Raw genomic sequence first — 22,024 nt, 5'->3', positions numbered from 1 at the left:
CCCGGTTCTTCAGAGGGCCGAGCCCTCGACCTGAGGCTTCAGTCGATTCACCGCATTGGTTACTTCTTCGTGGTGGGGATGTATAGCCAGCGCGCGTTCATATGCCTCAAGCGCTTTGTCCGGCTGTTCAATGATCTCAAAAATCAGTCCCAGACCAAAGATGGCCTCGTAGTGGTTTGGGTTCAGGGTCAGCGCATGCTCCAGATCGGCGGCAGCCATGCCAAAGCGATCCATGCCGAAAAACGCCGATGCCCGCACATGCCAGCCCTCGGCAAACCCAGGTGCGTGGTCCGTTAGCGCCGTGAGATGTTCAATCGCGGCCATCGTATCCCCGTCGTCCAGCGCCTCGCGCCCGCGTTCAAGTAGCAGATCAGCTGAGGCAGACCCCGACTGGGACCACAGCGCCTTTAGCTGCCGATCAATGCCAACGGCTTGTTCAGGTGTGGATTGCACCAGTTGCTGCAACAGCGCGGCCTCGTCCCGCAGGTCCGCCTGCTGCGCCAGCGCACTGGTGGAAAACATGACCGTGACAAAAAGTGCCGCGACGGTAGGTTTGAGATTGATGTTTGCAATGCCCATAACAATGTTCAGTGTAGCGTTGCGACCGGGGATGTCCATTCACGGCGCACAAACAATTATGAGGAACACCATGAGCGACATTCTGGAAAAAGCCGCGGCGGCGCTGAACGAAAAACTGTCCGGCGGCGCGTTCGACGCTTCGGCCAAGTTTGACATCGCCGATCTGGGCGCGATCATTCTGGATGCGGACGGCGCACGCGTCAGCGACGAAGAGGCTGACGTGACCCTGAGCGCGGATGCCGACACGTTTGAACAGATTCTCAGCGGCGACCTGAACCCTACTGGAGCGTTCATGTCCGGCAAGCTGAGCGTGGATGGCGACATGGGTATTGCCATGAAACTCGCCTCGGTACTGGCCTGATGGAGTTGTCGCCGGCCCCCTTTTTTGAAGACGTGGCCGGCGGACCTGCCGGTGGTGCGGCCCATTGGTTGACAACTGCGGATAACACCCGAATTCGCGTGGGTCACTGGCGCCCCGAAAAAGAGACAAACGGCACGGTGATGATGTTTCCCGGCCGAACGGAATACATCGAAAAATATGGCAACGCGGCGGATGAATTTGTTGGCCGAGGTTTTGCATTTCTAGCCGTCGACTGGCGCGGTCAGGGTCTGGCCGATCGTCTGCTGGACGACCCTCGCGTCGGACATGTCGATCAATTCTCCGACTATCAACAGGATGTGGATGCCACGCTGGCGCTTGCCGCAGAACTGAACTTGCCCAAGCCGTGGTTCGTGATCGGGCACTCTATGGGCGGGGCCATCGGCCTGCGCGCGGTTCTGGAACGCGACTGCTTTGCGGCCTGTGCCTTTTCCGGCCCTATGTGGGGCATCTTCTTCACGCCGTTGATGAAGCCGCTCAGCCGACTGACCGCCTATTGGGCGCCGCGCGTGGGGCTGGGAGAGAAAATTCCGCCGACCACATCGCTGGAAAGCTATGTCGCCTCGCAGCCTTTTGACGGCAACATGCTGACGCGAGACCCGGCGATGTACCAGATGATGAAAGATCAGCTGGAGGCTCACCCGGAACTGGCGCTTGGTGCGCCCTCTACGATTTGGCTGCGCGAGGCACTGGACGAATGTGCTTGGCTAATGGAACAAACCGCCCCTGCGACCCCAGCCCTGACCTTTCTGGGCAGCCACGAACAAATCGTGGACCGCAAAGCCATCCGTACGCGAATGGCAAACTGGCCCGGCGGTACTCTGGTCGAGATCCCGGATGGCGAGCATGAAGTGCTGATGGAAGCACCAGATGTGCGCGGCCCGGTCTTCGACCAACTGGCGGCACATTTTCTGACCGCCAAATCGGGCGCATCTTCTGCGGCGGCACTTTCAAGCTAAAGAAACCCTCATGCAAAGGCGGCTTGTGATCCCGGCCGCCCGAGCCTAGATGTTTGCGAAAGCAGATATTCCGAGGTGATCCATGCGCGACCTTCCCTTTCCCGTCCGAGACGCAAACGCAGCCGGAGGCACCGGTGATCTTGGCAACCTGCCGGAATGGGATCTAACCGATCTTTACAGCTCGGAGGACGCGCCGGAATTGGACCGGGATTTGGAATGGCTTGAGGGCGAATGCGCCGCATTTGCCGCCGACTACGAAGGCAAACTGGCAGATCTGGATGCCGAGGGTCTGCTGACCTGCGTGCAGCGCAACGAAAAGATCAACTCGATTGCCGGTCGGATCATGTCTTTCGCCGGTTTACGCTATTATCAACTGACCACCGACGCCGAGCGCGCCAAATTCCTGTCGGACATGCAGGAAAAGATCACCGTCTTTACCACTCCGCTGGTGTTCTTTACGCTCGAAATCAACCGCATCGACGATGACGCGCTGAAAGCGCATTTCGATGCCAACGCCGATCTGGCACGATACGAGCCGGTTTTTCGTCGCATCCGGGCGATGAAATCGTACCAACTGTCTGATGAGCTTGAGAAATTCCTGCACGACTTGGGCGTGGTTGGCGACGCATGGGAGCGTCTGTTCGACGAAACCATCGCCGGGCTGACCTTCACGGTCAATGGCGAAGAGCTGAACATCGAAGGCACCCTGAACCTGCTGACGGAACAGGACCGTAGCAAACGCGAAGCAGCCTCTCGTGAATTGGCAAGCGTGTTTCAGGATAACATCAAGACTTTCGCCCGCGTTCACAACACACAGGCCAAGGAAAAGGAAATCATCGACCGTTGGCGCAACATGCCGACCGCTCAGACCGGTCGCCACCTGTCCAACGACGTGGAACCCGAAGTGGTCGAAGCCCTGCGTGAAGCGGTCGTTGCCGCCTACCCCAAACTCAGCCACCGCTACTATGAACTGAAACGCAAATGGCTGGGTCTGGACGTGATGCAAGTCTGGGACCGCAACGCGCCGCTGCCGATGGAAGACACCCGCGTCGTTGGCTGGGATGAGGCCGAAAAGACCGTGATGGACGCCTATAATGCCTTTGATCCGCGCATGGGCGAAATCGCTTCGCCCTTCTTCTCGAAGGGTTGGATCGACGCGGCGGTGAAACCGGGCAAGGCTCCGGGCGCGTTTGCGCATCCGACCGTGACCGATGTGCATCCTTACGTGATGCTCAACTACCTGGGTAAACCGCGTGATGTGATGACCCTGGCGCATGAGCTGGGACATGGGGTTCATCAGGTGCTGGCCGCTGATCAGGGCGAAATGCTTTCCTCGACCCCGCTGACGCTCGCCGAAACCGCATCGGTGTTTGGCGAGATGCTGACCTTCCGCAAGATGCTGGATCAGGCCGAAAACCCGGAACAGCGCAAGGTGCTGCTGGCGGGCAAGGTGGAGGACATGATCAACACGGTCGTTCGCCAGATCGCTTTCTACGACTTCGAATGCAAACAGCACGCCGCGCGGCGCGAAGGCGAGCTAACACCGGACGACATCAACGCCCTGTGGATGAGCGTTCAGGCCGAAAGCCTTGGCCCGGCATTCGAATTCATGGAGGGGTACGAGACATTCTGGGCCTACATTCCACACTTCGTCCACTCGCCCTTCTACGTCTACGCCTATGCATTTGGCGACGGTTTGGTGAATGCACTTTACTCGGTCTATGAAAGTGGCGCGGACGGATTCGAGGACAAGTATTTCGAAATGCTGCGCGCCGGTGGGTCCAAGCACCACAAAGAGCTGCTGGCCCCGTTCGGGCTGGACGCCAGTGATCCCAAGTTCTGGGACAAGGGCCTTTCGATGATCTCGGGCTTCATCGACGAACTCGAAGCGATGGAAGACTGATCACTTCAGACTTTTGGTCGTCAGAAACACGGCTGCCACGATCAGCACAGCACCAAGGGCCGCAATCGGCGTGATTGCGGCCCCCAGAAACAGCGCCGAGTTGATGAAGGTGAACACAACTGAAGCGGCAAACATCAAGGTCGCCGTCAACGTCGAGACCCGAGCGGCAGCCTCGTACCACAAGTAATAGGCCAGCGCGGTCGGCAGCACGCCCAGCAAGATCAGAAACACGACATCGTTGGCTGTTGGCACATCTAGCGAAAAAGCGGCCAGCGGCAGCAACAGCACGCCCGAGCACATGAAAATGCCGAACAGGAAATTCAGCCGTTCCCCGGTTGTTTCCGAGCTGCGCATTGCTCGGCTGCTGGAAATCAGAAACACGGCCCAGCTGAGGCCCGCTCCAATTTCCAGAAGATCGCCGTACAGAGGCTCTCCGCCCCCCTGAAAGTCCCTGTAAACGGTTAGGAATACGCCCAGAATTGCCAAACCCGTTGCCAGAACGTCGGTGCGTGTCACTGGCGTGTCAGCGAAGAAGTACAAGAACACCAGAACAAAGAACGGCGCAGTGTTTTCCAGCACCATCGCATTCGCCGCGCCAGTGTGTTCCAGCCCGATATGGAACAGGATGTAGTTGACCACAGTGGACAAAACGGCCAGTCGAAAGTTCCAATCGCTCAGTCGGATCGACACGGACACCCGCATTACCCGCAACATGCAATAGATGGCTAGAGCCGCGATAAACAGGCGCGTCACAGCGATCTGCAACCCACCCAGATCACTGGTGAGATAACGCACGATGACGCTGTGCGTACCCCAAAGGAATGCTGCTAGAAACCCAAGAACCAGACCGTTTTGCAGCAGTTTGGCCCTGGGCATCCCTCAGAACCTCGCTTATTTCAGTTGGCTGTCTTTGGAACCGCGCCTGTTGATCCCTGAGCGCGCTTTGAAGGCGCCGTCGCGATCCTGCTGGCAATCAAGACACAGTTTGACACCCGGCAAAGCCAACCGCCGTTTTTCCGGGATCGGCTCTTCGCATTCGGCGCAATGGGTCAGGCTTTCGCCGACGGGACGTTTTTGCGCCTGCATCCGGGCGAGTTCGTCCGAAATGGACGCTTCGATCTGTTCACTCACCGCACCATCGCGCGCCCAGCCGCCTGCCATGACTTCCCTCCTGATCAGGTGCCCGCCAGATTAGCCGAGGCGCGCCAGGCGTGGCAAGTCAAAGGGATACGGCCCCTTCCAGAACCCGGTCGATCATCTGTTGCGTTCCACGCGAGAACTCCAGCGGGCATGGATACTCCGCCCCTTCGCGCACCGAACGACAAAATGCCTCGACCTGAAGCTTGTAGTGGTCGTCGCTCGGGAACCGTGTGACCTGCACCGCCAAGCCTGGCTGGTGCAGTTCCACCCGTGCCTCGCCAAAGACCCGCGCGTTGAACGGTGCGGTCAGGCGGATCACACCGCCCTCGCCGTGGAAGACCATCTCCTGATGCGGGTGCATGCGAATTGAGACATAGCTTGAATAAGTAAAGTCCGGGAATTGCGCGCGAATTTCTGTGAAAGTGTCGATTCCGTCTTCCCATCGGATTGTAGATTGCACCTCAACCGGCTCTTGCCCTGTCGCAAAGCGCGCACCGCCGATAACGTAAACGCCGATGTCCCGCAGCCCTCCGCCTCCTGTTTCTGCCCGGTTACGGATGTTCTCGGTATCGGCACGATTGTCAAAGCTGAAGGCGCCGGTCACATGCACCAGTTTGCCAATGGCCCCATCCGCAATCAGCTTTCGTACCAATTGCCACTGCGGATGATGGACGATCATATACGCCTCTGCCGCCAGCAACCCGGTCTCATCGCGTTTCCGAATAAGAGATTCAAATTCAGACGCTGTCATCGCCATCGGTTTTTCGCACAGCACGTGTTTTCCAGCCTCCAGCGCCTTGAGGCTCCACTCCACATGCAAATGGTTGGGCAACGGGATGTAGACGGCTTCGATCTGGGGGTCTGCCAGCATCGCCTCATAGCTGTCATAGACTGTAAGATCATGACAAAAGGCCTGAAACGGTTCAGCTTTGGCCGCACTTGAGGTCGCCAGTCCGGCAAGTTGCGCACCGTTGGCGGCGTGAATTGCAGGTGCCATATGTTGACGTGCGAACTTGGCAGCGCCCAGAACGCCCCATTGTACGGGTTTGTGCATATTCCTCTCCGACATTTTCGAAACCGCGACGAATCCAGCTGTTATCGCTAACGCCGCATTTCTAACAAGCAAACGACGTTAAGTCAGTCTTTTCTATGTAGGGTGCCCCAGTAATCTGCAGCCATCAACTAAGGGGGAATGGGGATGCGCAGATTTCTAAAATGGGTCGGAGGGCTCACTCTTTTCGTACTCGTCTCAGGCGCGGTTGTGTTTTTCGGATTTTTACCGCCCTATATCGAGGCGGGGCGCAACAGCGTGATTGATCACGATCCGTACGAAGTCACGGACGACGCGGCCGCTCTCCACGAAACCCTAATCGTGGGTGACCTGCACGCGGATCCCTTGCTCTGGAGCCGCGACCTGACGGAGCGCGGCACACGCGGTCAGGTCGATATCCCGCGCCTGATCGAAGGCAATGTGGCCCTACAGGTATTTACCGCAGTCACCAAATCCCCGGCTGGGCAGAACTATGAGGCGAACTCGGCTGAGGCCTTTGACAACATTACCCTTTTGGCGATCGGACAACTGTGGCCACTGCGTACGTGGGACAGCTTGAAGGAACGTGCCGTTTACCAGGCTGAAAAGTTGCATCACTTCGAGGCCGCTTCGGATGGTCGCCTAAAGGTCGTCAAGTCCCGCGCCGATTTGGACGCCGTTCTTGCCGCACGCGCAGCGGGTCTGCCTGTGGTCGGCGGCATCCTTGGTATCGAGGGTGCGCACGCTCTGGAAGGTGATCTGAGCAATCTGGACACTTTGTTCAATGCTGGGCACCGCGTCTTTGGACTGCACCACTTTTTCGACAATAAACTGGGTGGCTCTTTGCATGGGTTCGACGGCAATGGGTTGTCTGACTTCGGCCATCAGGTTGTAACAGAACTGAGCCAGCGACCGGTCGTTATCGATCTGGCGCATTCCAGCCCGCAAGTTGCCTGGGAAGTCATCGAGATGACCGATGTACCCCTTATCGTCAGCCATAGCGGACTACACGGATTCTGCCCGGTGAAACGCAATTACCCGGATGATTTGATGCAAGCCATAGCAGCGACGGGCGGTGTAATCGGCATGGGTTATTGGGCTGATGTAACTTGCGGGGACATATCCCCCGCAGGGATCGCCAAGATGATCAAGGCAGCTGTTGAGACCGTGGGTGAGGATCACGTCTCGTTGGGATCAGACTATGACGGCTCGGTCGAAACCGCGTTTGACACGTCAGAGTTAGCCGCGTTGACATCCGCCTTGCTGGATCAAGGATTGAAGGAAAAGCAGATACGTAAAGTCATGGGCGAGAACATGGTTCGGGTTTTTCAGCAACGATTGAACTAGTGAAAAAGAAGCATACCCCGTTGTTTTAGAATGTTTCTTTCGCAAACGCCAAAATCCAGCGCGCCGCTTTCGCACCAAGGAATTCAATTTCCGTGATCCGTTTTCATTTCCTCCCCGTATGAATTTTAACGCCGAACGGGAAGCTGCCGAGACAGCAGTTACCACTTCCAAGGCGTCAACCTGGGTGGGAGATTTAGACTTATGCCAGATTTACTGACGATTACCGGTACCGTTATTGACAGGAGTGGTGCTCCGGGCACGTTTGACATGAACGGTGAGGATTTCGACATCTTGCGCGAAGCGGTCATTGCCGCTGGGCTCTCAGGAGTTTTGGACAATCCGGAAGCAGAACTTACTGTTTTCGCCCCCAAAGACTCGGCTTTCGTGAACTTGGCGGGTGCACTGGGTTTTGAAGGCTCTGACGAAGCCGGTGCGCTCAACCACATCCTTAAAGCGCTGACTCTTTTGGGCGGTGGTGACCCGATCCCGCTTTTGAGCAATATCCTGAAATACCATGTGGTTAGTGGTGAATTCACGAAAGACGCAGTGGTAGGCTTAGGTGACGCCGCCGAAATCGAGACCCTTCTGGGTTCTTCGGTGAAACTTGACCTTCTGAGCGATCCACCAAGTCTGGAAGATGCCGATCCCAACATTCCAGACCCCGGTCTGGTGGGGTTTGACGTTGATGCTTCCAACGGGATTATTCATGTTCTGGATGGCGTTCTACTTCCGGTATCGGTATCTGGCATTCTTGGCCAGAAGAATACGGACTTCATCATCGGTGACGATTCAAACGAACGCTTCTTTACCGGTCGTGGCAACGATTTTGTTGACGGTGGCAAAGGGCACGATGTGATCGGAGCCGGTTCCGGCAACGATGTTGTTCTCGGTGGCGAAGGCAATGATGTGATTTTCGGCAGCTGGGGTCACGACACCGTTCGCGGAGACGAAGGCAACGACCGCATATTTGGCGGCGGAGGCGCAGATATTATTGACGGCGGAGCCGGTCACGACCTGCTGAAGGGCGGTTGGGGAACTGACACCTTCGTCTTTGAAAAGGGTGATGGAGATGACCTCGTCCTAGATTTCCGGATTGGAAAAGACAAGATCGCCCTTTCCGAATATGACGGCATCGATGATTTCGAAGACATCAAGGACGATATCTCCGGCGGGTTCTGGCGGTCCAAAGTCGAACTGGACGATGGCGATACAATAATCCTGCTGGGTGTGCGCCCATGGCAGCTTTCAGAGGACGACTTTGTTTTCTGACTAAGTCAAAATCAACCCGCCAACACTGGCGGGTTGCTTCGCGTTTTTCAATGGCCTCAGCTAGCGGCCAACATGCCTTTTTCACGCGCCAGCTCGCGCATTTTCTTCTGCAGTTTTTCGAACGCACGCACCTCGATCTGGCGAATACGCTCGCGGCTGACATTGTACTGCGTGCTCAACTCTTCCAGCGTAACAGGCTGATCCATAAGGCGGCGCTGGGTCAGGATGTCCTTTTCCCGATCATTCAGGACGTCCAAAGCAGCCGCCAGAAGTTCGCGCCGGGCGTCCAACTCGTCGCGGGCTTCGTAATCACCCGCCTGATCAGCGTCTTCATCCTCAAGCCAGTCCTGCCATTGCATGGTGCCTTCGCCTTCGGACCCAACGGTCGCGTTCAGCGAGGCATCGCCACCGGACATACGGCGGTTCATGCTAATGACTTCTTCCTCGGTCACGCCCAGGTCATTGGCGATCTGCGCGACGTTCTCGGGACGCAAGTCGCCCTCTTCCAATGCACCGATGCGGGCCTTGGCCTTGCGCAGGTTGAAAAACAGCTTTTTCTGCGCCGAAGTCGTGCCCAGTTTCACTAAAGACCATGACCGCAGGATGTATTCCTGGATCGAAGCGCGGATCCACCACATCGCATAGGTCGCCAGACGGAAACCCTTTTCAGGGTCAAACCGTTTGACCGCCTGCATCAGGCCCACATTGGCCTCGGAAATCACCTCGGCCTGCGGCAATCCATAGCCACGGTAGCCCATGGCGATCTTGGCCGCCAACCGCAGGTGCGAGGTAACCATTTTATGAGCCGCTTCAGTGTCTTGCTCTTCCACCCAACGCTTGGCGAGCATGTATTCTTCTTCCGGTTCCAGCAGCGGAAACTTGCGGATTTCCTGCATATAGCGGTTCAGTCCGCCTTCCGGCGTCGGCGCGGGGAGATTTGCGTAATTTGCCATGATTCATGTCCCTCCGACAAATGTTTAATTCGTTAACATGGATATGGGATGCCTTCCCAATCCGTTCAAGAGGTACCGTTAACAGTTTGGAATTAACGACAGATAAAGGAAACCTAAGAAAATGTTATTCACGTAACTTTGCGTATTATGTCAGCGGCGCGCGCAACTGTTCAATCAGATTTTCCATGTCTTGCGGTAAATCGGCCTCAAACCGCAGGTTTTCGCCCGTCACCGGGTGTTCAAACCCCAAAACAGCGGCGTGAAGCGCCTGCCGCGGAAAAGCACGTACGGCTTCGGCGGTTGCCGCGCTGAACGCCTTGGCAGCCAGCTTGCGCTTCCCTCCGTATACCGGATCACCCACTAAACCGTGCCCGGCATGTGCCATGTGAACGCGTATCTGGTGTGTACGACCGGTTTCCAGCCAACATTCGACTAACGCCAACCCTGCCGGAGCGCCAAAGGTCTCGACCACGCGCGCCCGCGTCACTGCATGGCGTCCGCCATGGAACAGAACCGCCTGTCGCTGCCGATCGGTTTTGTGCCGTGCAAGTTGCGTTGTCAGGCGCATGATATTGCCGGGCTCAAAACTCACGCCTTTCACCCCTCGCAAACGGGGATCATTCGCATCTGGCACGCCGTAACAAATCGCGCGGTAATACCGCTCGACAGTATGCGCCTCGAACTGAGCCGCCAGCCCGTGATGCGCCGCATCCGATTTGGCAACAACCAACAGACCGCTGGTTTCCTTATCAATGCGGTGCACGATTCCAGGGCGCTTCACCCCCCCCACCCCAGACAAGTCGTCTCCGCAGTGATGCAGCAGCGCATTGACCAGCGTCCCGTTCGGCGATCCCGGCGCGGGATGCACAACCATACCCGCGGGCTTGTTGATGACGATCAGATCGGCATCCTCAAAGACCACCTCCAGTGGGATGTCCTCGGGGCCGATATGGCTGTCTTCTGCCTCGGCTACGGTAATCGCCACGGATGCGCCCTCGGCCACTTTGGCTTTTGGGTCGCGCATCTCAGCTCCATTGACTATAACGGCACCTTCCTCGATCAGCTTGGACAGCCGCGTGCGCGACAGGCTCTCCTCGGCTGGCACATCCCGCGAAAGCGCCTTATCAAGGCGTTGCGGCGGATCGGCCGCGATCTGAAATTCAATCTGGCGGGTGCCCATGACTGTCCCTTCCGAACCCCAAGAACCGCAGGAAACGCCGCAGCTTCGCCTGCTGCGCAGAATGGTCATGCTGCTGACCGCGGTGATGATTGGCGGGGTTCTAGTGACATTCGCACTGATTGTCATCCGCCTATCAGACAGAACCCCCACCCTGCCCGATCAGATCGAACTGCCCGACGGTGCGAAAGCGCAGGCCGTGACCATCGGCAGCAATTGGTATGCGGTCGTGACGGATGACAACCGCATTCTGATCTTCGACAAGACAACGGGCCGCCAGCGTCAGGAAATCAACGTCGAGCCCTGACGCCTAGCTTTCCAATGCCATGCGAAACACGATTTCCGAAGCTTGGCGCAAGGAGTCATATTCCTCGGACGCGTCTCGTCGGAACTTCTGATCGTTTTCGCTCAACTCAACCGGATGGAACAGCTGGGGACGGTCGGGGAAGAATTCCTTTTGAAAAGCAATATCCTCCTTGGCAATGTAGTTATCCAGCCATTCACGTTCATCTGGTTCCAGAACATCGTATTTCCTTACCATCACCGGGTGATCGACAACACGCCGACGCAGCCGCCTGCTTTCCTTGCGCCCCATTGCACGCGAAACGATGCCAAAGGCTTCGCTGGCAGCGCGCGATTGCGATGGGTTCGAAGGCCGGTCGACCACACCGCCTTCAGGCAGCGGCACACCAATGCGCGACATAAAATCATCAACAACATGCCCTTCCACCATTTGCGACCGGTCATAGAGCAGCGGCATGACTGTCACTCCGGGAAAGGCTTGCCGGATTTGGTCCAATTTGGCCGCATAAGACAGCATCGCAGGGTTGGCCTTGATCTTCGCCAGCCTGTCGCCGACATACTCCGAAGCACCGACACCCAGTCGCCCATTCTTGGCCCGCTGCTTGTAGTCAGCCTCGAAAAAATCCGAATACCTGCGGCAATAGAAAGTGATTTTTAGCTCGCGCGAACGGATCTCTGCAAAAACTTGCGCCAGCTTCTTCAGATCGCATGAATAGAACATTTCAGAGGACACCAGACAGGTCTGTTCCCGGTGCGCCTCATATTCTTCGGCCATCAACACGCGGAACGGGTCCATCGGGCCGTCACTCTGGTTCATGTAAAAGGCGATGATGTTGTGACTGATCGCGGGCCGTCCGCTGCCTTCCAGCCGACGGCGGCCGGCCTCCATATAATGTAATCCGACATCTGCCAGCGGAGCCTTGTTCTGACGCACATAACCCTGCAGAGCGGTGGTGCCGGTCTTGGGCATACCCATATGCAGCCAAAGCATCAGATGCCCCCCAATTCAGAATTCATCACGCTCATGCTGAATGGCTTGCCGCAAATTCCGCTGTCATCTGTTGCATGAGTTCCTGCATTTCAGGCTGTTCACGTAATTCGGCAATCTTTTGCCGGTGCAGATCACAGGTCATATGGTGCAATCGTGCGGTTTCCGTGTCTGACAACATTTCGTAGTAGTACTCGCGCTTGCGGTCGAGAACGACGTCGATCGAGCGATCTTCCTCAGCGTTTTGGTTCATCATGTTCCAGTATTCCATGCCAAGGCTTTCACCCAAATGGTGTGCCCGCCCACGCATTTTTTTGACCAGATAGCTTTCGCAGGATTTCAGGGCATAGTGATTGACCTGCACCAGATCATACCCAACTGAATCCTGCGCTGATCGCCAGCTTTTGGTGAAGTACCGCTCAGGCATTAATTGCCCTGATCCGTTGTACCAATGGCAATCTTCCATGGTTTCAACAGTCGCACGATGAGGCCTGTGGACACCTAATCTATCCCATAGCCCGCGCTGAAACATTGTCTTGAACCCCCACGCCTGCGGTGGGCGACGTGTTTGCTCGCGCGCAGCCATGCGAAACTGATCAGACAAAAACCGATCTTCATACCGGATAACACCTGCATTTCCGAAAAGGCGCCATGTCATAGAGATCGTCCTGGCATCTGGAATCGCATCAGTCAGCGCGCGCAGAGTATTGTCACCTGTCTTGATGTTAATGTGTTCGTCGGCATCTATCACAATGACCCAGTCCTCCGGGCGTGCGATTTCCATTTTCAGGAACTTTTTGTAAGCCCGCTTTTGCGGACTGGATTGCTGACGCGAATTATTGTCGACGTGGGTCAGAACACCCCTGGCATCAAGTCTCTGCAGCAGCTCATGGGTCCCGTCCGTACAGTCATTGGTAAAAACAACCATCTGATCCACGCCAATCGCGCGGTTATGGGCAACCCACTCAAGAACAAAAGGGCCTTCGTTCTTCATAGGCGTCACGCTGATAAAACGCGCATCCTGCTCAGCCATAGCCTACTGCCTCTTAACTCTTATGGCGCAAAAGTCGCCTTGAACTTACCGACGCAACCTAAATGCACAGGTTCGTACAACCAAGCCCAAAACCAGTCGAAACTTTTTCTTTTCTCGGCTCCGAACCCACTATGAATACTGGACTAATGCTTGCAACAAAGATTTGATTTCACCGTTCTGCACGCTTTAATTGGTTTTTAAACCGCTTGTAGGTCGGGTAAAGTTCATGGGCCTTTGACAGCTTGTTTCGCGCATTCTCCTTCTGTCCACGTCTCAGGTAAATCTGCCCGGCAAGCCCCTGGATCGAAACGGTCGTATCATCCAGCTCAGCTGCGCGTAGGATTTGGTTTTCACCTTGCTCAACGGCCCCTATGCGCTCGAGAAAACGACCCATTGCGAAAACCAGAAATGGGTTATCAGGATCACAAGCAAGAGCATCGGCCATAGTTAGGCGCGCGCGGGCGGTCTCCCCCTCCACCTCGTACAGTTCGGCCAATCTTTTATGGTAAAGCGGATTATCCGGACTTTGCCGGAGCACATACCGGGTAGAGTCGATAGCTTTTGACCGCGAAATCTGCCCCATATGCATCCGAAGCAGTGCAGAAAACCCTACGACACTTGGGTCTTCGGCATTGATATTGGTTTGCCTGTCCAATCCCCAAACCAACATCTCTAAACGTTGGGTATTTCCAGTAAGACGACGCGCTTTTTGATCAAGCGACAAATCCCACCAATCCAACAATAGCATATCGAAATTACACGGTATGCGCGTCACCACACGTCTCTGGGCGATGTAAGAATTGAAACTGTACCAAGGGCGACGAATAGCCTTCTGAAGCGCCCAGTCCGTCGGTGGAAGCAAACGCAAAGATAGCTGGTCACGATACAAGGTCCGTGAACACAAAACGACAACATCGGGCCTGAGGGGTTTCGCCCAAATCGCCTGAGAAAACGCCTGAGCCGCCCGCCAACGTTTATTGGATTGACCGAATATCGCGCTCTTCAATGCACACAGCGCGGCATAATCTTCTGGCCAGACATTGGGATCTTTCAGAGCGCCCTCAGTCAGTTCCAGGGCTTCTTTCCAATGACCCAGATAAAAAAGGTTCAATGCCTGAAGGCGCGGCAAAAACGCATTGTTAGCCCCGGCATCCAACAACTGAGCGCCGAGATCGCAAGCTTCTTGCGCCCGGTCGTCAGCGTTCCATGCGTACATCTGAAACAGCACTTTGGAATAGATATGCGCCGCTTCGGACACGCTTAGAAACTCGTTTGGTCCTTTTTTTAGCCTTGTAATCGTAAGCTCGTTTGCATTGGTACGTTCTTCATCGCTAAGCACATACCGAAACAATAGGCGTTCCTCGCCTGAAATACGCGCGGCCGCCATAGAAAACGCCGAGATGACTGGCGCTATCACCTGATCGGCCCGTGACATTGCGTAAAGCTCGAGAAAGTCGCGCTTCGCCCTTGCCATGCCGGACACATCCGCAATGTCCGACATCTGTAACAGTTGTGGATATTTTTTTTGGAAACGGGCGATCAGTTCTGGCTGATCGGAAAACATAATCGCCGTTTTCCCCGCGGATTTCTCAAGATGCGCTTCGTACAATTCTTCGGGTTCTATCTTGGCGGGCCAGGTCGTATGCTTCCATGGCAACCCGTTCAAAATGTCGCCGCGCCGAATGTGGTAGGCCGACACTCCTTGCCCGGAAAGCTTGGCATCTGCTTGATCCATGACGATTCGGATTTCTTGCGTGAACCCGATTTGGTGAATGAACTCCCTGTATCTTGGCCCGATCTTCTCGATATCTTCCCAGGGAAAAGCCAGAACTTCGAACCCTTCTTCAACCAGAACCGAGCGCCCCGCCTCAAGGTGCGTAAGCAGGCGATCCGGCGTCTGGTCGCGCTGAAAAGACCAGATCGGCAGTGCGTTTTTGTTGAGCTCATCAAATTCTTGGCCGCTTAGGAAATGCGCGTCCATCCAGTCTTGCGCAAACAACTCCTGCGGATTGTCCAATTCCGGAGCATCCGCCCCCTGCGGGAACCAGTTCACCTTGTAGGTTGTGCCATAATCTTCAGCCAGTCGGATGCAGGTCAGCATCATCAACAAGCGCGCGCCCATTCGGTCCTTGCGCTGGCCGATGAACACCCCTTTTGCTGACGTCATGACGCCCCCTTGGTCTCAGCCAGCGCCGCACGGCGCAGCACCCGGAACCGTCGGCGGGCTTGCTGCACCAATTGGGGGTGGCGCTCCTCTGCCTGCGCCTCAATCGCGCGCATGATCATTGGAAGACGGCGACGGGCGCGCATCATGCTATAGAATTCATCTTTCTCAAGTGACCCGTTCATGGCCTTTTGCATTACTGGTTTCAGAATATCCAACTTGCGCAGCATCGGGGCCGCAAAGTGGTTCGAAAACCATGTCTTGAGCAAGACCACGTTCTCGCCCTGAAGCCTCGTCACTTGTCGACGGTCGAGGTCAAAGAACGGATCGTAAAAGACATAAGCTCTGCCCGCCTGTTTCACCGTCTGCGCCGCGTCACTCAGCGGCAGATCCCAATCTTGCACCCGACCAAAACGGTAGCGGCTTTCCCAAGGCACCAGGCGTTCGTCCAGCGTAGTTTGTGGATTGAAGGCAATCACATTCGCGCCGGGCACCAATTCGGAAAAAGTTAACGCGCCAAATCCGCCCATCGAAGCGCCTGCAAAGACAACTAGATCGAACTGCTCAAAAAAACCTTCGGCAGCGCGGTTCTGGAAATACGAGATAATCTCGGGATCGCGGTACCATGCCTTGGTCCGTGCGAAGACACCCATATGAGACCAACCCTCGTCCCGAAAAAATTTCCATCCCCACGGCTCACGCGCAAAAGACAAATCATTGGCGTTGGCAATGTTGTCGAAACTCACGACCAGTTGCGACGCCGAGCGCTGGTGGAACAAAACCGAATGCCGTTCAAGCTTTTGCAGGAAACCTGAACCATCACCGCCGGGATAAAGTTCCACAAACCAAGGCGGAGCGGGATCCGTCAGAATACGCTCATACCCCGTCTTGCGGTCGGGGTGTTCAGGTTTCAGCTGCTCTTTCGAAAGGTCGTCTGCCATGTTCCTCAGATGAGATTATCCGCCAGCCACATCCGAAAATCCACCCAATCCGGGCGCATCTTTATTTCGGCAATCTTGGCCCGGTGCCAGTCACAAGCCTGCGCGTGCAAGTCACCAAGTTTTTTGTCCGCCTTCAGTTCTGCCAGCAAAGGTGCCGCGCGCTGCGCAATCGGCTGAATCGATTGATCAGTCTCTTTGTTGGCGTTCATATCCTGCCAATAAGACTGCCCCTGATCTACCTTGATATGATTGGTCCGCCCCCGATCACGCTTGATCAGAAACCCATCCAGAGACCGCACCGAATAGTGATGCAAACGTCCAAGGGAATGGTCGAACCCTCGCCAGGCGCGCCAGCCGACTTTTTTCGTCGGGAACAACTTACCGCCAGCGTCGGACCAAGCAATCTCGCTTTCTTTGCCCTCTTCGATCCCCTTCGGACGGTGGGGGCCAAAGCGGGTGAATTTGCCATTGTTGCGAAATAGCGTTTTCAAACCGTAAGCCCGGCCCGAATGATACGGGAATTCCTGATCCCCCATCGCGAAAGCTTCGGTCACGGGCCTGTCTTCGAAACTGATGTTTCCAGAGCTTCCAAACAGCTTCCAAGCGAATGAAATGGCATCAACTTGCTGCCCCGCCCGGCGTTCAACTTCGTCGATCAGGGCGCCAAAACTGTTGTCGCCATGGCGGATATTCCAGAATTCGTCGACGTCCAGACATAACAGCCAGTCAGCCTCTTTCACCTTTGGCTGACGTCGCGCGCGGCGAAGCATCTGATGCTGCGGATTGCCGCCCTCTTTCACCTCGTTCGAGACATGGGTGACTAGCCCCATCTCCTGCAATCTGCGGGCGATATCATCGGTACCATCGTCACAGTCGTTGGTAAAAATTACAAAGTGATCGACGCCAAGTGTCTTGTGAAATGCGACCCACTCCAACATATAAGGGCCTTCGTTCTTCATCGTGGTGAATACGGTAATGGCCTGAGACATAAACACTTCCCGACTTGCGTTGTCTCTCGTCATACACAACCCGGCGGGCATGGGCGAGACAGGAAATAGCGATACCGACGATCCGGCACAAACTGATGCAAATCGCCCCGAGCGCGGTCAGAATCCTGAATTACTGGTTGAGAATGGCGCGGTCGAGATGAATCTTTTTTGTTTATTTTCAGATGTTTATTTGGGTTTTGCGTAATTTTTGCGTAGCTCAACTTAGAACTTATAGCGAACATATTGAACCACAAAGTAGGGAATAGTAGGCCATTGCACTACCGTTTTCTGCGTTCGCAGCACCGAGCAACGCGAACGTCAGCAAATTGCAGCTAGTAGTCTTTGCAAACTGGTGGAATATGGCTACTGCTTCCCAAAACTTTCATCATGACAAAACCAGCATTGAAAGAGGACAAGCCATTGGCAAATATGTTTGACTGGAATGCGCTAGACCACAAAATCGCTTCCACAATTGCTGAAAATGATGAACTAGACAGACCAAAGGCTCTGACCGCCGTAGCAGTTTCGGAAATTATGGAAATTGATCTCGACGAGGCAATAGACGCAATAACCGACGGCGGCAACGACCGCGGTGCCGACGCTTTGTACATCGACGATCGAGACACAAAGAATGATATCCATATTTTTCAGACAAAATGTGTCCGGGAATTCGAAAAATCGAAAAATAACTTCCCGAGTTCAGAGATTGATAAGCTGATAAGCTTCGTTACCGACCTTACTGGGCACGATACTGACGCACTTGAAAGCACCAATGATCTTTTGAAGGCTAAGATATCTGATGCGCTTGATGTGCTGAATGAAGCAAACGCATCAATTACAGTTCATTTTGTAGGAAACACGGCACCTCTGATTGAGACGGAAATGAAGAGAGTCCAGACGGCGTTCTCTAGGTACAAAGCCATAGAGTTCAGAATGCACGATTTGGATGCGCTGTCCGATTTCTTTCTAGAAAAGAGAGCGCCGTCATTAGTTAGAGAGATTACCGCAATTGACACCAACTTCTTTGACCGGACGGATCAGAACCTGCGAGGTGTAGTTTGCTCTGTTGCCGCTCTAGATATAGTTGATGCGATCCAATCTGAGGATGACCCCGATCAAGTCGAAGCCGGCATCTTCGATCAGAATGTTCGTGTCTACCTGAAATGACGCAACCGAATTAACCGTCGAATAATTGAGTCGGCTTTATCGGAAGAAAACCACATGTTTTGGTATCAAAACAATGGTATAACCATGACTTGCGATAAGGTTGATATTGGACCGAGCCGTAGATCTCCAAAGATCAAACTCACAAATGTTCAGATCGTAAACGGTGGCCAAACATCTAACTGCCTTTTCGAGGCAGCAAAGGAGGACAGGAGTAAGGTCGAGGATGTCATCTTACTTGTCCGGATCATTGAAACCTCGTCGGAAGACGTGAAACTGTCTATCGCCGAAACCACAAACAGCCAGACACCGATTAACGTTCGCGATCTGCGCTCAAATGATCGACAACAGAGGCAGTTCGAAGAAGCTTTTGCGGACCTTGACTACTACTACGAACGCAAGGCTGGACAGCACGCTGACAAATCAGCATCCAAGCGGGTCGACGCGTTGACGGCTGGGCAGGCGTATCTAGCACTCGGTATAGGTCTGCCTGAAACCGCGAAAAAGGACCGTGGACGTGTGTTCGGCGATCTTTATGACACTGTGTTCGCTGAGGACCTTACCGCGCCCAAACTACTCACATCTTTCAGACTGGCGAAACTTTTAGCCGAAAAAAAGAAAGAGGTGCGCAAGAAAATCCGGGAGAAGTTGCCGCTTGCTGCAGGGGAAATGTCAATCATAGACGGATCGTTTCACGCACTATTTGCAATCCGTCAGATTTGTAGTCGTGATGGAATTGACCTGTGGGATTACGACACTTCCAGCGACAAGTTGAACGAGGCAATCGAGCTGGTTTCGTCCTTGTATGAACATGAAAAAAAACAGGATGCGAGCTTCTCGTCTAACCGGTTCTTTAAGGACGCGAGAACGAAAGACCGGGTTACCAAAGCTGTTGGATAGCGATACCGCGCCTTCTCCAATAGAAAAACACGCACAAATGGGTTTGACGGATTTGTGCAGTCACAAGCCGAATGCGACCGCAGCAACTAGTTCGGACGGCAATGACAGCTCAGGGCCTATGGTTCTAGTTCGAATTCTGTATAGATATTTGGTCTCAGCAAAGAACCAAATGGCGGCCTGCTTGCAATCAACAGAGGCAAAATGCACTGTTCAAGTTGTGCGTAATCGATGCGTAAACTGTGCGTAATTTATGCGTAACGATCGATGAAATCGTTGAATTTTCAGTCATTTTTCTTAGACGTCACTTTGCAAGTAACTGTTTTTATTATTTAAAATCAATAACTTACATGATTTGGTGCGGTCGAGATGCATTGAAGACTTGAACAAGCATATTTCTGGCCGTTTCAGGTTGCCTCAAGTATTCTACTAAACCACTGCAAAAAATGAAAATGTAGTTTCCATTCGTTTCAGGATGGTTCACTGTGTCTCACAATAGAAGGTGGACCAAAGGGTGGGCCGATGCCAGCACTCAACAAGCTATCATCATTGCAGGTCAAGAATGCCCAACCCGGCAAATACTCGGACGGCGGGGGCCTCTGGTTGCACAAAAAAGATGGCGATGGCGGCAAGTGGTTCCTTCGGGTTCATGTCCACGGGCGTCGTAGAGAGATGGGCTTGGGGGCTTTGTCCGTCGTCTCACTGAAAGAAGCACGCGAGGAGGCTGAAAAATGGAGAGCCGTCGCCCGTCAGGGAAAAGACCCAATCAAAGAACGCGAACGGATACGTCGGGAAGCGGCCAAGGCCGATCACACTTTGAGCGTGGTGGCGAAAGAAGCATTCGCCGCTCGTCAGGCCGAACTAAAAGGTGACGGCAAGGCCGGGCGTTGGTTCTCGCCGCTGGAACTGCATGTCCTTCCCAAACTCGGGAATGTGCCGATTGAAGAGATTGACCAACAGGACATAAAAAACGCCCTCGCCCCTATCTGGCATTCCAAAGGTGAGACCGCGAAAAAGGCGATGGACCGTTTGGGCATCGTTTTCCGGCACGGGGCAGCGATGGGGCTAGATGTTGACCTGCAAGCCACGATGAAGGCGAAAGCCCTGCTCGGAAAATCCCGTCAGGTACGCAAGCACATTCCTGCTATGCCTTGGATTGACGTACCCGCATTCTATGAAAGCCTTGAGGATGGATCGGTCACACATCTCGCATTTCGGTTACTAATCCTAACTGCTGTGCGCTCCAAGCCGCTTCGGTTCATTCATCTGGACGAACTGCACGGCGAAACATGGGTTATACCAGCAGACAAGATGAAGACCGGAAAAGAATTTCATGTGCCCCTTTCCAGTGAAGCCCAGCGCATCATTGAACAAGCCTCGGCTTTCGAAAAAGACGGCTACCTTTTTCCCAATGTCCGCCAAGGCGTCATTTCTGATGCTACGATGTCCCGCCTGATGGAACGTCAAGGGTTGGAAGCACGTCCCCACGGGTTCCGATCCAGCTTCCGGACATGGTGCGCGGAGGCAACCGATACGCCGCGCGAGGTCGCAGAAATGGCCCTAGCCCACGAGACTGGTAGCAAAGTAGAACGCACCTATCGGAGAACAGACTTCCTTGAACAGCGCCGTGTTCTCATGGAGCGCTGGGCGCAACACGTGATCGGTGAGAATACGGACATTGTGAATCTGGTCGTCCGATGAAGAGAGATGCAATGAACAAAAAAAGCCGGGTTGAGCGGGTCATTATCGCTCAGGACGAAATGTCCGAAAGTTCAAGGGTTATTGTCAGCATACCCCCTTTCGGATCAGCACCAGACCCAACAGAGTTGTCGCGACAATTTAAGGCCGTCAGCCTCAAATCCATTATTCAAGAGGCTTCTAAACCTGTCGGTGAAGTTGAGGAAAAAGTGAGTGTAGATGAACACCCTTCACTTACACAAAGCGCGTTCAACAGTGGGATCATGGCGCTAGCCTCCGAGGTGATGGCCTCGGCCAAAAGTATGGGCTTCGATACCGAGGATGAGAGTTTTGTCCGATTGACAAACATGTGCATCAGGCTTGGCCGGATGCACAAGGAGAAGGAGTTGCGCTATCGCTTCTTGACGGACATCAGGAGAGAAAAAGGGCAGCAAAAGTCCCGAAAAACAGGAGGTGAAAATAGTAAAAGGCGCGACACAGACGCACTAATCGACTTTATGCATCAGAAAGTTGAAGCGGAAGGGTTCAATACCTCGGAAGCGGCTCGGCTTGCGCTCGACCAAGGGCTAGGCGCTTGCACCGGCGACCCCGAAAGAGACAAAGACGCCAATAGGAATCGCTACAAGTATTGGAAGCAGAAGTACCTGCAAAAATGAGGTATATCACAACGGAAGTTCTGGGCTATTCATTCCACAGTTCTGATAGCAATAGTCGATCAAGTTCTATTCATCTCCCATAACCGGACCTGATTACACTATGCAACGAACGGCGGCTTCGAGCCCAAAAGACGAATGAGATGACGAGCGCCGCGGTCGCTCAGGGCGGGCACCGGAAGTTCGTTGCTTTCGCAAAGGAACGACGAGCTGGGGAACAAGCAGACTTTGATCAACAGGCCTGTTTGGATCCTGCCAGCTCAGGTCTCGCAATAAGGTGCCGATTATGTTGTCGACTGGCTGTTGGTTCCGGATAGGAAGATTTTGAAACCCGAAGAAAAAGACATTAGCTGCGCCCCGCAAACCTGGCATGGCAACGGGACAACATTTTTTGTCAAATGGCCGCCGAAGCTTCCGCTCCTTTGGAATAAATATTAACTTGCGAATATGAAAAACTT

Annotated in this window: 22 protein-coding genes; 11 read left to right on the top strand and 11 right to left on the bottom strand. The window is 54.3% G+C overall.

All coding sequences use genetic code 11. The annotated features are described in order from the left end of the window. Positions 1-9 precede the first annotated feature (9 nt). Positions 10-618 (bottom strand): tetratricopeptide repeat protein, encoded by a 609-nt coding sequence (locus ACR0LN_RS01400; protein ID WP_480427227.1) that lies wholly within the window; start codon positions 616-618, stop codon positions 10-12. 31 nt (positions 619-649) lie between these two features. On the opposite strand from ACR0LN_RS01400, the gene ACR0LN_RS01395 reads away from it, so the two are divergent. From ACR0LN_RS01395 to ACR0LN_RS01385, 3 genes are all read left to right on the top strand, one after another. After that, positions 650-940, top strand: a complete 291-nt coding sequence (locus tag ACR0LN_RS01395; protein WP_480427225.1) for an SCP2 sterol-binding domain-containing protein — start codon at positions 650-652, stop codon at positions 938-940. Then, positions 940-1,917 (top strand): alpha/beta fold hydrolase, encoded by a 978-nt coding sequence (locus tag ACR0LN_RS01390; protein ID WP_480427222.1) that lies wholly within the window; start codon positions 940-942, stop codon positions 1,915-1,917. The genes ACR0LN_RS01395 and ACR0LN_RS01390 overlap by 1 nt, the downstream gene beginning before the upstream one ends. Positions 1,918-1,999: 82 nt before the next feature. Next, positions 2,000-3,820 carry a M3 family oligoendopeptidase gene (locus ACR0LN_RS01385; RefSeq protein WP_480427220.1) on the top strand — a complete coding sequence of 607 codons (1,821 nt, stop codon included), beginning with the start codon at positions 2,000-2,002 and terminating at the stop codon, positions 3,818-3,820. On the opposite strand, the gene ACR0LN_RS01380 is transcribed toward ACR0LN_RS01385, so the two are convergent. The 3 genes from ACR0LN_RS01380 to ACR0LN_RS01370 are packed head-to-tail and all read right to left on the bottom strand — an operon-like array spanning position 3,821 to position 6,014. Next, complete coding sequence (locus ACR0LN_RS01380) at positions 3,821-4,696, bottom strand: DMT family transporter (protein WP_480427219.1); 876 nt, start codon at positions 4,694-4,696, stop codon at positions 3,821-3,823. It abuts the gene before it with no gap. A gap of 15 nt (positions 4,697-4,711) precedes the next feature. Then, on the bottom strand, positions 4,712-4,981 hold the full coding sequence (locus ACR0LN_RS01375; protein ID WP_480427218.1) for a DksA/TraR family C4-type zinc finger protein: 270 nt from the start codon (positions 4,979-4,981) through the stop codon (positions 4,712-4,714). Positions 4,982-5,039: 58 nt separating this feature from the next. Then, positions 5,040-6,014 (bottom strand): Gfo/Idh/MocA family protein, encoded by a 975-nt coding sequence (locus tag ACR0LN_RS01370; protein WP_480427216.1) that lies wholly within the window; start codon positions 6,012-6,014, stop codon positions 5,040-5,042. Between the two features lie 144 nt (positions 6,015-6,158). On the opposite strand from ACR0LN_RS01370, the gene ACR0LN_RS01365 reads away from it, so the two are divergent. Further along, positions 6,159-7,337, top strand: a complete 1,179-nt coding sequence (locus ACR0LN_RS01365; RefSeq protein ID WP_480427215.1) for a dipeptidase — start codon at positions 6,159-6,161, stop codon at positions 7,335-7,337. A 201-nt stretch (positions 7,338-7,538) separates the two neighbouring features. Further along, a complete protein-coding gene (locus ACR0LN_RS01360) occupies positions 7,539-8,606 on the top strand; it encodes a fasciclin domain-containing protein (RefSeq protein WP_480427212.1) in 1,068 nt (355 codons plus the stop codon). Positions 8,607-8,662: 56 nt separating this feature from the next. Here the strand turns inward: ACR0LN_RS01360 and rpoH are convergent, their stop codons facing one another. Together rpoH and ACR0LN_RS01350 are read right to left on the bottom strand one after the other, a co-directional pair. After that, positions 8,663-9,559, bottom strand: a complete 897-nt coding sequence (gene rpoH / locus ACR0LN_RS01355; RefSeq protein ID WP_480427211.1) for an RNA polymerase sigma factor RpoH — start codon at positions 9,557-9,559, stop codon at positions 8,663-8,665. 145 nt (positions 9,560-9,704) lie between these two features. Next, a complete protein-coding gene (locus tag ACR0LN_RS01350; protein ID WP_480427210.1) occupies positions 9,705-10,739 on the bottom strand; it encodes an RluA family pseudouridine synthase in 1,035 nt (344 codons plus the stop codon). Here ACR0LN_RS01350 and ACR0LN_RS01345 point away from each other — a divergent pair. After that, the gene (locus ACR0LN_RS01345) at positions 10,738-11,043 is read left to right on the top strand and encodes a DUF6476 family protein (RefSeq protein WP_480427209.1); all 306 of its coding nucleotides are present in this window, start codon (positions 10,738-10,740) and stop codon (positions 11,041-11,043) included. The two genes, ACR0LN_RS01350 and ACR0LN_RS01345, sit on opposite strands and share 2 nt — an antisense overlap. Positions 11,044-11,046: 3 nt before the next feature. Here ACR0LN_RS01345 and ACR0LN_RS01340 read toward each other — a convergent pair whose 3' ends face one another. The 5 genes from ACR0LN_RS01340 to ACR0LN_RS01320 all read right to left on the bottom strand — a co-directional run bounded on the left by ACR0LN_RS01340 (position 11,047) and on the right by ACR0LN_RS01320 (position 17,154). Next, positions 11,047-12,030, bottom strand: a complete 984-nt coding sequence (locus ACR0LN_RS01340) for a hypothetical protein (protein WP_480427208.1) — start codon at positions 12,028-12,030, stop codon at positions 11,047-11,049. Positions 12,031-12,061: 31 nt separating this feature from the next. Further along, positions 12,062-13,060, bottom strand: a complete 999-nt coding sequence (locus ACR0LN_RS01335; protein WP_480427206.1) for a glycosyltransferase family 2 protein — start codon at positions 13,058-13,060, stop codon at positions 12,062-12,064. A 169-nt stretch (positions 13,061-13,229) separates the two neighbouring features. Beyond that, complete coding sequence (locus ACR0LN_RS01330; RefSeq protein ID WP_480427205.1) at positions 13,230-15,227, bottom strand: tetratricopeptide repeat protein; 1,998 nt, start codon at positions 15,225-15,227, stop codon at positions 13,230-13,232. Continuing rightward, entirely contained in the window at positions 15,224-16,165 is a 942-nt protein-coding gene (locus tag ACR0LN_RS01325; RefSeq protein WP_480427203.1) for a hypothetical protein, read from the bottom strand. Before ACR0LN_RS01325 ends, ACR0LN_RS01330 begins: the two co-directional genes overlap by 4 nt. 5 nt (positions 16,166-16,170) lie before the next feature. Further along, positions 16,171-17,154, bottom strand: a complete 984-nt coding sequence (locus ACR0LN_RS01320; protein WP_480427201.1) for a glycosyltransferase family 2 protein — start codon at positions 17,152-17,154, stop codon at positions 16,171-16,173. Positions 17,155-17,203: 49 nt separating this feature from the next. On the opposite strand from ACR0LN_RS01320, the gene ACR0LN_RS01315 reads away from it, so the two are divergent. The 5 genes from ACR0LN_RS01315 to ACR0LN_RS01295 all read left to right on the top strand — a co-directional run bounded on the left by ACR0LN_RS01315 (position 17,204) and on the right by ACR0LN_RS01295 (position 21,569). Then, positions 17,204-17,359 (top strand): hypothetical protein, encoded by a 156-nt coding sequence (locus ACR0LN_RS01315; protein WP_480427199.1) that lies wholly within the window; start codon positions 17,204-17,206, stop codon positions 17,357-17,359. Positions 17,360-17,541: 182 nt separating this feature from the next. Beyond that, complete coding sequence (locus tag ACR0LN_RS01310; protein WP_480427196.1) at positions 17,542-18,321, top strand: hypothetical protein; 780 nt, start codon at positions 17,542-17,544, stop codon at positions 18,319-18,321. Positions 18,322-18,330: 9 nt separating this feature from the next. Then, the gene (locus tag ACR0LN_RS01305) at positions 18,331-19,218 is read left to right on the top strand and encodes an AIPR family protein (RefSeq protein WP_480427680.1); all 888 of its coding nucleotides are present in this window, start codon (positions 18,331-18,333) and stop codon (positions 19,216-19,218) included. Positions 19,219-19,737: 519 nt separating this feature from the next. Then, on the top strand, positions 19,738-20,916 hold the full coding sequence (locus tag ACR0LN_RS01300; protein WP_480427194.1) for a tyrosine-type recombinase/integrase: 1,179 nt from the start codon (positions 19,738-19,740) through the stop codon (positions 20,914-20,916). Positions 20,917-20,927: 11 nt separating this feature from the next. After that, positions 20,928-21,569: a hypothetical protein gene (locus ACR0LN_RS01295; RefSeq protein ID WP_480427192.1), complete on the top strand. Its 642-nt coding sequence runs from the start codon at positions 20,928-20,930 to the stop codon at positions 21,567-21,569. Positions 21,570-22,024: the final 455 nt, after the last annotated feature.

The organism is Ruegeria sp. AA6 (assembly GCF_056542865.1).
This window is presented reverse-complemented; position numbering and strand designations above follow the sequence as displayed.